The organism is Lichenibacterium minor (assembly GCF_004137685.1).
Taxonomy (GTDB): domain Bacteria; phylum Pseudomonadota; class Alphaproteobacteria; order Rhizobiales; family Beijerinckiaceae; genus Lichenihabitans; species Lichenihabitans minor.
Map to the genome: position 1 here is coordinate 1 of NZ_QYBB01000075.1, position 10,466 is coordinate 10,466.

10 protein-coding genes are annotated in these 10,466 nt (G+C 70.9%); 8 read left to right on the top strand and 2 right to left on the bottom strand.

The features are described 5' to 3' along the window. On the bottom strand, positions 1-1,034 hold a 1,034-nt coding region (locus D3273_RS26015), incomplete at its 3' end, for an HlyD family secretion protein (RefSeq protein WP_245501399.1). 178 nt (positions 1,035-1,212) lie between these two features. Between D3273_RS26015 and D3273_RS26020 the strand changes: the two genes are divergently transcribed. Then, positions 1,213-1,959 carry a TetR/AcrR family transcriptional regulator gene (locus D3273_RS26020; protein ID WP_129229871.1) on the top strand — a complete coding sequence of 249 codons (747 nt, stop codon included), beginning with the start codon at positions 1,213-1,215 and terminating at the stop codon, positions 1,957-1,959. Between the two features lie 275 nt (positions 1,960-2,234). Further along, positions 2,235-3,659, top strand: a complete 1,425-nt coding sequence (locus D3273_RS26025) for an MATE family efflux transporter (protein ID WP_129229872.1) — start codon at positions 2,235-2,237, stop codon at positions 3,657-3,659. Between the two features lie 18 nt (positions 3,660-3,677). Here D3273_RS26025 and D3273_RS26030 read toward each other — a convergent pair whose 3' ends face one another. Beyond that, a complete protein-coding gene (locus D3273_RS26030) occupies positions 3,678-4,592 on the bottom strand; it encodes a LysR family transcriptional regulator (protein WP_342634290.1) in 915 nt (304 codons plus the stop codon). An 82-nt stretch (positions 4,593-4,674) separates the two neighbouring features. On the opposite strand from D3273_RS26030, the gene D3273_RS26035 reads away from it, so the two are divergent. The 6 genes from D3273_RS26035 to D3273_RS26060 all read left to right on the top strand — a co-directional run bounded on the left by D3273_RS26035 (position 4,675) and on the right by D3273_RS26060 (position 10,007). Continuing rightward, positions 4,675-5,739: an NAD(P)-dependent alcohol dehydrogenase gene (locus tag D3273_RS26035; RefSeq protein ID WP_129221845.1), complete on the top strand. Its 1,065-nt coding sequence runs from the start codon at positions 4,675-4,677 to the stop codon at positions 5,737-5,739. Positions 5,740-5,829: 90 nt separating this feature from the next. Further along, positions 5,830-6,816 carry an aldo/keto reductase gene (locus D3273_RS26040; protein WP_129229873.1) on the top strand — a complete coding sequence of 329 codons (987 nt, stop codon included), beginning with the start codon at positions 5,830-5,832 and terminating at the stop codon, positions 6,814-6,816. 34 nt (positions 6,817-6,850) lie between these two features. Continuing rightward, entirely contained in the window at positions 6,851-7,861 is a 1,011-nt protein-coding gene (locus tag D3273_RS26045) for a zinc-dependent alcohol dehydrogenase family protein (protein ID WP_129229874.1), read from the top strand. Positions 7,862-7,880: 19 nt separating this feature from the next. Beyond that, positions 7,881-8,600, top strand: coding sequence for an SDR family oxidoreductase (locus D3273_RS26050; RefSeq protein ID WP_129229875.1), 720 nt, complete (start codon positions 7,881-7,883; stop codon positions 8,598-8,600). 53 nt (positions 8,601-8,653) lie between these two features. Further along, positions 8,654-9,172, top strand: a complete 519-nt coding sequence (locus tag D3273_RS26055; protein WP_129229876.1) for a glutathione peroxidase — start codon at positions 8,654-8,656, stop codon at positions 9,170-9,172. A gap of 136 nt (positions 9,173-9,308) precedes the next feature. Next, complete coding sequence (locus tag D3273_RS26060) at positions 9,309-10,007, top strand: dienelactone hydrolase family protein (protein WP_207210910.1); 699 nt, start codon at positions 9,309-9,311, stop codon at positions 10,005-10,007. Positions 10,008-10,466 lie beyond the last annotated feature (459 nt).

Below are 10,466 nucleotides of genomic sequence, written 5' to 3' on the forward strand. Positions count from 1 at the left end.
TGCGCCCCCGTGCCGGGCGAGAAGCTGTCGACGGTGCCGCGGAACGCGTGGTCGCCGAAGGCATCCACGGTGAACTCCACCGGCTGGCCGACCGCCATGTCGCCGAGCTGCGTCTCCTTGAAGTTGGCGACGAGGTAGATGTCGCGGCCCATCGGCACCACGGTCAGCAGCCCCGTGCCCGCCCCCACCATCTGGCCGACCCGCACCGAGCGGTCGCCCACCACGCCGTCGACCGGGGCGCGGATCGTCGTGTAGCCGAGGTTGAGTTCCGCGCCATCGAGCTTGGCCTGCGCCGACGCGACGCCCGCGACCGCACTGGCGGCCAGCGCCTCGTAGGTGTGGACCTGCTTCTGCGCGGCGTCGAGCGCCGCCCTGTCCTTGTCGAGCGTCGCCCGGTGCTGGCGCAGGTCGGCATCCGTCTGCTGGGCACGTTGCGACGTGCCGGCGCCCGCGGTGAGGAGGTCGGCGTAGCGCTTGGCTTCCTGCACCGAGAAGGCGAGGCCGGCTTCGGCGTTGACGATGTCGGCCTGGGCGGAGGCCACGGTGGCGGCCTGCTGCACCACCGCGGCGTGATAGCCTTCGACCTGCGCGCGCGCCTTCTCCAGTTCCGCTCGGGCACCCTCGACCTGGATGCGGGCGTCGCAGTCGTCGATCGTGGCGACGACGTCGCCGGCGCGGACCGGCTGGTTGTCGCCGACCGCCACCGCGGTGACGAAGCCCGCGATGCGGGGCGACACCGTCACCTTGTCGGCCTGCAGGAAGGCGTTGTCGGTCGTCTCCTGGAAGCGTCCGACCGTCCACCAGTGCCAGCCGGTGTGGCCGCCGTAGCCGATGCCGGCGAGCAGCACGGCGGCGAGCACCAGCTTCTTGGTGCCGCCCTTGCGCGGCGGCTGAGTCGTCAGCGCGACCGGCGCAGGCAGGGGTGCCGCGGGTAAGCCAGGCTGAGGTGCGGCTGCCCGCTGGGGCGAGGTCGGGGTTTCAGGCAGCTTGTCGAGCGGTGCCGGCACGGGGTCGGGCGAGGCGCTGCGCGCCAAAGCCTCATCGTCCCGCCGATCCGCCGTCTCACCCTCGTCCGGAGCATCGCGATCCGCCCGATCGAAGCTCTGGCGATCCGAGGAGATACCGTCCATCTGTCGATAGCCCAATTGAACAAAACAGTATCGTTCTGTTATGATGGCACCGACTGGTTAACGCAAGGAATATCATCGCGGCATGACGCTCGACCTCGAAGAACCGCAGTCCGCTGTGGCCACCCTCAACCCGAAGAAGGCCCGACGCGGCTCGGGCGGTCGCCCGTCGCAGGAGGAAGCAGTGCGGCGCGACGCGCGGCTGGTGGAGATCGCGGCCGCCATGTTCATGGAGCGCGGCTTCGACGCCACGACCATCGACGCCGTGGCGGAAGCGGCCAGCGTCGGCAAGGCGACGCTCTACGCGCGCTACCGCGACAAAGCCGCGCTCTTCGCCGCGGTGTTCCAGCGTCAAATCGACCGGTGGCTCGCGGTCAGCGCGCCGGACTCGCTGCCGTCGGGGGCTCGCGTCGAAGACGTGCTGGTCGCGATGGGGCGCCGTATGGTGGACGCTGCCATTGCCCCCGAAGCCATCGCGATCAATCGGATCGTCACCGCACAGGCGCTGCGGTTCCCGGATCTGGCCCGCATGGTCCAACGCGAAGGCTGGCAACGTTCGAGCGCAGCCGTGGCGGCCGTGATCGACCGATTCGTGATCGATGGGCAGATCACGGTCGACGACAGCAACTTGGCGGCCGACCTGTTTCTCGCCCTGGTGCTGGGACGCCTCAGCCGCCTCGCCATGCTGGGGATCGAGACCGACGCGGAGGAGATCGAGCGGCGTGTCGAGGCGGCGGTCTCGCTCTTCCTCAACGGCATATCGGGGTTGTGCCGGGGCCGGCGGGAAACGCCGTCGGCGTCCTCCACGACCTCCGATCGCGTGCGGGGCTAGATGCCGGTCCCAGGCCGACGGCGGGCGCTCGCGCCCCGGGCCTCCGCCCCGCAGACACGGCCCGTTCCGGCCGGTGCGCGAGCCCATCGCACTCTCGATGTCGCCGAAGCGGTTCGGGATTTCGACGGTCGCCCGACCGAGGCCGCTCGCGTCCCCGCAAGACAGCGACGCCGGCGACGATCCGGCCTGGAACCGTCGTGTCGGGGGCGGGAGCACGGCGACCGCACCGGAGATCGCGCTGCATCATCCCTTCAGTCCGGAAACCGTCGCCCTGCATGACCTTGGCCCTTGAACCTTCCGAGCCCTCCGTCCTTCGCCCCTTGCTCAGGCTGGCGGTCCCCATCGTCCTCGCGAACCTGCTGCAGACCGGCTACCAGATCACCGACGCCTTCTGGGTCGGGCGCCTCGGCGCCGCGGCGGTCGCGGCCGTATCGGTGAGCTTCCCCGTGACCTTCCTGATGATCGCGCTCGGCGGCGGCCTCGCGGTCGCGGGCGCCACCCTGACGGCGCAATACGCCGGTGCCCGCGACCAGGCCATGGTCGACCATGTGGCGGCCCAGACCATGATCATGGTGGTCGGCACCTCCGTGGTGCTGGGGTCCGTCGGCGTCGCCCTGGCGCCGCTGATCCTCAAGGCCATCGGCGTCGCGCCCGAGGTCTACGCCGAAGCCCTGGGCTTCCTGCGGGTGTCCTTCGTCGGGCTGATCTTCGTCTTCGCCTTCGCCATGTTCCAGGCCCTGATGCGCGGCGTCGGGCGGGCCGTGGCGCCGCTGGTCATCGTGGCCGGCACGGTGGTGTTGAACTTCGCCCTGGACCCGCTGCTCATCTTCGGTTGGGGGCCCGTGCCGGCCTTCGGCGTCATGGGGGCCGCGCTGGCGACGTTGGGCACGCAGGGCCTCGCCACGCTGGCCGCCATCGTCCTGCTGTGGCGGGGCACCTATGGCATCCGCGTCACGCCGGCGGGGCTGAAGCCCGACCTCGCCTATATCCGGCGCGCGTTCCGGCTCGGCTTCCCGGCCTCGATCGAGCTGTCGGCGCGGGCGGTCGGCCTCATCGTCCTGTCGTTCCTTGTGACGAGCTTCGGCACCGTCACGCTCGCCGCCTACGGCATCGGCGCGAACGTGCTCCAGGTCGTCACCATCCCGGCGCTCGGCCTGTCGACCGCGGCGGCGGCGCTCGTCGGGCAGAGCATCGGGGCGGGCCAGGTCGAGCGCGCGGCGCGGACCACCCGGCTCGCCGGCGCGCTGGGCTTCATGGTCCTGACCCTGGTGGGAATCGCGGCGGCGGCCGCCGCTCCCGCCATCGTGGGCTTCTTCGTGTCGGGCGATCCCGCCGTCGTGGCCGAGGGCGGGCGCTTCATCCGCATCATGGCGCCCGCCTGGGGCTTCATCGCCCTCCAGCTCACCGTCGTGTCGACGTTCCGGGCGGCCGGCACCATGGTGGCCGCGATGGTGCTGGCGCTCGTGTCTCAGTGGGTCCTGCAGTTCCCGCTGGCCTACGTGCTGTCGCGCCCGCAGGTGCTCGGCACCGCGGGGCTGTGGTGGTCCTTCCCCGTCACCAACGTCCTCACGGCGCTGGCGGCGATCGGCTGGTACCTGCGCGGCGACTGGACGACGATGCGCCTGACCGGCACGGTCCCGGCCGGAACCGCGCAGGTGATCGTCGAGGCCATCACCGAGGACGGGCTGCCCCGCGTCTGACCCCGCTCGCGTCGCGGGTCATCCGGCGTCGCGCGCGACATCGATGAAGGCCCGCAGCGCCGCCGGCACCTGGCGCTGCCGCGGATAGTAGAGCGAGAAGCCGGGGCGCGGCGGGCACCAATCCTCCAGCACGCGGACGAGCCGTCCATCGAGGATCGGCGCCGCGAGGTGCTGTTCGAGCTGGTAGGCGAGGCCGACGCCGTCGAGCGCCGCCTGCCGGATGACCTCCGTCTCGTTCGCCGCCAGCGGGCCGTCGACGTCGATCTCGACCGCCTCGTCGCCCTTCTCGAAGCGCCACCGCATGTAGCCGCCATCCGTGAAGGCCCAGCGGATGCAGCGGTGCCGGGCGAGGTCGGCCGGTGTGGCGGGCCGGGGCGTCGCGGCGAAATAGGCCGGCGAGCCCACCACCGCGAAGCGGTGCGCGAAGCCGATGCGCAGCGCCGCCATGTCGCGCGGGACCGTGTCGCCGAAGCGGATGCCGGCGTCGAAGCCGCCCGCCACGATGTCGACCATGCGGTCCTCCGTGACGATCTCCAGGCGCACGCGGGGGTGGCGCGCCAGGAAGGCGCCCACCAGGGGCGCGCAGACGAGGCGCGCCGCCGTGCCGGTGACGTTGAGGCGCAGCGTCCCGCTCGCTTCGCCGCCGCGGTCGCGCACCGCCGCCACGGCTTCGGCGATGCCCCGCAGCGCCGGCTCCAGCTTCTCCAGCAGTTCCTGCCCGGCCTCCGTCGGCACCACGGCCCGCGTGGTGCGGTTGAGGAGGCGGATGCCGAAGCGCTCCTCGAGCGACCGCAGCGTTTGGCTGAGTGCCGAGGCCGAGACGCCGAGCTCGCGCCCGGCCGCCTTGAAGCTGCGATGCCGCGCCACGACGGCGAAGAAGCTGAGTTCGCCGAGTTCGCTGCGCCCGATCTGCATCGTGAAGCTCCCCTTCATGACCCATCGCCATTGCCCCCTCTAGTGCGATGTCGAAGGGGATGCCACCCTGGCGGCGAAACCCCCACCGGGAAGCTCCTCCATGTTCCAATGCATCGGCTTCGCCGCCGCGGACGCCGCCACGCCCATGGCGCCCTTCTCCTTCACGCGCCGCGACCTGCGCCCGCGCGACGTCGCCATCGACATCGCCTTCTGCGGCGTGTGCCACTCCGACCTGCATTACGTCCGCAACGACTGGGGCCGCACCGTCTACCCCTGCGTGCCGGGCCACGAGATCGTCGGCCGGGTGAGCGCCGTCGGGGCCGAGGTGTCGCGCTTCAAGGCCGGCGACCTCGCCGCCGTGGGCTGCCTCGTCGACAGCTGCCGCGACTGCTCGTCCTGCCGGGCCGGGCTGGAGCAATATTGCAATACCCGCATGGTGACGACCTACAACGGCAAGGACAGGGAGACCGGCGAGCCCACGCTCGGCGGCTATTCGGACCGGATCGTCGTCACCGAGGACTTCGTGCTGCGGGTGCCCGAGGGGCTCGACCTGGCCCGCGTCGCCCCGCTGCTCTGCGCCGGCATCACCACCTATTCGCCGCTGCGCCACTGGAAGGTCGGCCCCGGCCAGAAGGTCGGCATCGTGGGACTCGGCGGCCTCGGCCACATGGGCGTGAAGCTCGCCGCCGCGATGGGCGCCGAGGTGACGATGATCACCACGTCGCCCGAGAAGGAGCGGGACGCCGCGGCGCTGGGCGCCCACAAGTTCCTGCTGTCCACCGACGCCGACGCCATGGCGAAACACGCCGAATATTTCGACTTCGTGCTGAACACCATCCCGGTCAGCCACGACGTCGCGCCCTACATGGCGCTGGTGAAGCTCGACGGCGCGCAGGTGCTGGTGGGCGCTCTCGATCCCCTGAAGCCCTTCCCCGGCAGCGCGCTGGCGTATCGCCGCAAGACGCTGGCGGGCTCGATCATCGGCGGCCTCCCCGAAACCCAGGAGCTGCTCGACTTCTGCGCCGCGCGGGGCGTGCTGGCCGATTGCGAAACGATCCCCATGGGCGAGATCGAGGGCGCCTATGCGCGTCTCGCCAAGGGCGACGTGAAATACCGCTTCGTCATCGACATGGCGTCGCTGAAGGGCGCCGCCGCCGCGGCGTGACGGAGGCCGCCCTCCCGCGGCCCCGATCCAGGTGAAGGTCCACCCGGGGGCGCCGACCGCGTCGGCGCCCCCCACAGAACGGAGACGGCCATGAAGACGCGCAAGCTCGGAACCCAGGGGCTCGAAGTTTCCGCCCTCGGCCTCGGCTGCATGGGCATGTCGGATTTCTACGCCGGGCGGGACGACGCGGAATCGCTCGCCACGATCCACCGCGCCCTCGACCTCGGGGTGAATTTCCTCGACACCGCCGACGCTTACGGCATCGGGCGCAACGAGGAGCTGGTCGGCCGCGCCGTGCGCGAGCGCTCCGAATGGGTGGTGGTGGCCACCAAGTTCGGCAACGTCCGCAACCCGGACGGCAGCTTCAAGGGCGTCGACGGCCGGCCCGACTACGTGCGCCAGGCCTGCGACGCGAGCCTGAAGCGCTCGGGCCTCGACGTCATCGACCTCTACTACCAGCACCGCGTCGACCCCACGGTGCCGATCGAGGACACGGTCGGCGCCATGGCGGACCTCGTGAAGGCCGGCAAGGTCAAGTATCTCGGCCTGTCCGAGGCCGCGCCCGACACGATCCGGCGCGCCCATGCGGTGCACCCCATCACGGCGCTGCAGACCGAATATTCGCTCTGGACCCGCGACCCCGAGGACGGGATCCTGGCCGTGCTGCGCGAGCTCGGCATCGGCTTCGTGCCATACAGCCCGCTCGGCCGCGGTTTCCTCACCGGGCAGTTCCGCAAGCCGGAGGACGTGGCGGAGGGCGACTACCGCCGCACCGCGCCGCGCTTCCAGGGCGAGAACTTCGACCGCAACCTCGCGCTCGTCGACGCCATCGCCGAGGTGGCGCGCGACAAGGGCTGCGCCACCTCGCAGGTGGCGCTGGCCTGGGTGCTGGCCCAGGGCGACGACATCGTGCCGATCCCCGGCACCAAGCGGCGGACCTACCTCGAGGAGAACCTCGGGGCGCTCGACGTGGCCCTCACGCCAGACGACCTCGCCCGGCTCGACCGCGCCCTGCCGCCCGGCGCCGCGGCCGGCACCCGCTATCCTGCGGCTCAGATGCAGGCCGTCCACCGCTGACGCCGCGACACCGACCTCCATGGAGAGCCAGACGATGAGACAGATCCGGATCGCCCGGCCCGATGCCGTCATCGACGGCCTCGACGTGGTCGAGGTCGAGAAGCCCGTGCCCGGCCCCGGCCAGGTGTTGGTCCGCATGCGGGCGGCCTCGCTGAACTACCGCGACCTGATGACCGTGAAGGGCACCTACGGCGGCCCGCCGCGCCGCGGCCTCGTGCCGCTGTCGGACGGCGCCGGCGAGGTGGAGGCGGTCGGCCCCGGCACGACGCTGTTCAAGGCGGGCGACCGGGTCTGCCCGATCTTTTGCCAGAGCTGGCTCGGCGGCGGCCTCACCGAGGCCAACACCGCGGGGGCGCTGGGCGGCACGCTCGACGGCGTGCTGTCCGACTCCGTGGTGCTGCACGAGACGGGCCTGGTCTCGATCCCCGAGCACCTGTCCTTCGAGGAGGCGGCGACGCTGCCCTGCGCGGCCGTGACGGCGTGGCATTCGCTGCGCCACGTCGGCGACGTGACGGCGGGCAACACGGTGCTGGTGCAGGGCACCGGCGGCGTGTCGATCTTCGCGCTGCAGTTCGCCGCCATGATGGGCGCGCGGGTGATCGGCACCTCCTCGTCGGACGAGAAGCTGGAGCGCGCGCGGGGCCTGGGCCTCGACGCGGCGATCAACTACCGCACCATGCCCGAGTGGCAGGACGAGGTGCTCCGCCTCACGGGCGGGCTCGGCGTCGACCACGTGGTGGAGGTGGGCGGCGCCGGCACGCTGGCGCGCTCGATCCGGGCGGCGCGCGTCGGCGGCAGCATCGGCATCATCGGCGTGCTGACCGGCAGGAGCGAGGTCGACCCCACGGCGATCCTGTTCCGCCGCGTCGGGCTGCGGGGCGTCTATGTCGGCTCGCGCGAGATGTTCGAGGCGATGAACCGCGCCATCGCGCTGCACGGGATGCGCCCCGTCATCGACAGCACGTTCCCGTTCGAGCGGGCGCGCGACGCGTGGCGCCACCTCGAAGGCGCCACGCATTTCGGCAAGATCGTGATTCGGTTCTGACACCGACGGGGAGATCGACATGAGCCTGGATGGAAAGAGGATCGTGGTGCTGGGCGGCAGCTCCGGCATCGGCCTGGCGACTGCTCAGGCGGCGGCGCGCGAGGGGACCACGGTTGTGATCGCGTCGAGCCGCCGGGCGCGGGTCGACGAGGCACTGGCGATGCTGCCGGCGAACGCCGAGGGCCACGCGCTCGACCTCACGGACGCCGCAGCCGTGGAAGCGCTGTTCGCCAGCATCGGCGCCTTCGACCACCTCGTCTTCACGGCCGGCGAGACGCTGATGCTCGGCAGCCTCGCCGACACGGACATCGCCGCCGCGCAGCGCTTCTTCGCGCTGCGCTACTGGGGCGCCTTCACGGCCGCCAAGTTCGGCAGCCCGCACCTCCGTCCTGGCGGCTCCATCACCTTCACGACCGGCACGGCGGGGCGGCGGCCGCGTTCCGGCTGGTCGCTCGGAGCCAGCGTCTGCTCGGCCGTCGAGGGCCTCACCCGCGCCCTGGCGATAGAGCTCGCGCCGCTCCGGGTCAACGCGGTCGCGCCGGGCCTCGTCAAGACGCCGCTCTGGGCCGGGATGGCAGAGGCCGACCGCGAGGGCCTCTATGCCGGTGCCGCCGCCCACCTGCCGGTGGGCCACACCGGCGAAGCCGCCGAGGTCGCCGAAAGCTACCTCTACCTCATGCGGCAGAGCTACGGCACCGGCCAGGTGATCGTCGTCGACGGCGGCGGGTCCCTCGTGTGAGCGGGGCTGCGACCGACCGGCCGACCGCGATCGGCGATATCCCTTTGATCCGCATGGACGGGTTGCAGGACAGCCTCGCGCGCCACAGGGGCCACGTCCTGCTGATCGTCAACGTCGCATCCCGCTGCGGGCTGACGGTGCAATATGCGGGGCTCGAAGCGCTGTATCGAGACAGAAGGATGGCGGGCCTGGAGGTTCTCGGCTTTCCCGCCAATGACTTCCGCGGGCAGGAACCAGGATCAGACGAGGAGATCGCGGCCTTTTGCTCGCTGACCTATGACGTCACCTTCCCCCTCTTCGGAAAGATCAGCGTCAAGGGCGACGCGATCCATCCCCTCTACCGCGCCCTCACGGAGGCGGTGCCGCAGGCGGTGGGTGCCGAGGCGCTGCGCGAGCGACTGGCGAGCCATGGCCTGGCGGGCCGCGACGGCGCGGAAGTGCTGTGGAACTTCGAGAAGTTCCTTGTCGCCCGGGACGGGCGGGTGATGGGCCGGTTTTCGCCCGACATCGCCGCCGACGACCCGCGCCTCCTGGCCGCCCTCGACCGGGCGCTCGCCGAGCCCGCATCCTGAAACGCTCGCCAGAGCGGTCACGGGTCATGGAAGTGGCGACGCTGGCGAAACTCGCGAAGCGACCCGCCCCCTTTGGGCCGTCGCCGACGATCCAACGCAGGAGCTCAAAGTGATCAGAAACGAAACAGTCGAATACGTGGCCGATGGCCTGTCGATGATGGGCCAGCTCTATCACGACGACAGCTCGACGGCACCGCGTCCGGGCGTCCTCGTGTTTCCGGAAGCTTTCGGGCTCGGCGAGCATGCGAAGTCGCGGGCGGAGCGCCTGGCGGGGCTCGGCTATGTCGCGCTGGCCTGCGACCTGCACGGCCGGGGTGAAGTCATCGAGGATCTCGGGACCGTCATGGGCCTGATCGGACCGATGCGCGCCGACCCGACGGGCACCCGCGCCCGCGCCCACGGCGGCCTCGATGTCCTGCTCAAGCAGCCCAGAGTGGATGCAGCCCGGATCGGCGCCATCGGCTTCTGCTTCGGCGGCACCATGGCTCTCGAACTCGCGCGTAGCGGCGCCGACGTGGCGGGCGTGGTCGGGTTCCACTCCGGCCTGCTCACGGTGCGGCCTCAGGACGCCGTGGCCATCAAGGGCAAGGTGCTGGCCTGCATCGGCGCCGACGACCCTTCCGTCCCCTTCGACGAACGCCGGGCGTTCGAAGACGAGATGCGGGCCGGCAAGGTGGACTGGCAGCTTCACGTCTACGGTGGCGTCGTGCACAGTTTCACCAACAAAGCGGCCGGACGCATGAATCGCCCCGAGATGGTGCGCTACGATGCGGGCGCGGACGCGCGCTCCTGGGCCAGCATGCAGGCGTTCTTCAGCGAATTGTTCGGGACCTGACGGAACGATGCTGGACTCGACCTCGAGTTCACAGGTCTCTTGTACCCAGCCGGCTCGCACCGAACGACGCCATGTTGAGCTTGAACACGGTGCAGGGAATCGAGGTCGGCGACGATGGGCTCCAGCACCGCCGTCGACCTCGTGCAGAGCACATGGGATGAGCGAGCCAAGGCAGAAGCTCACTCCATCGACGTATCACAGCTCGCGTAGTTGAACGGCGAATGTCTGGTTCGGAGTTGGCCTTGACTGGCCTCCACCGTCCTAAATGTCGACTTCAGCCGTACAGCAGAAGTGGGTGGCGAGCGGAAGGGCCGCTGTCAGGAACGGATCGAGCGGGAGCGGACGATCGCGGAGAGGCGCCGTGGATCCGTGTCTCCCGTGATGATCCTCAAACGAACGACCAAGCGAAGCCGTCGACCGTACGGCGGATGCGTCCGGCGGACGTGTCCGCGCAATGGG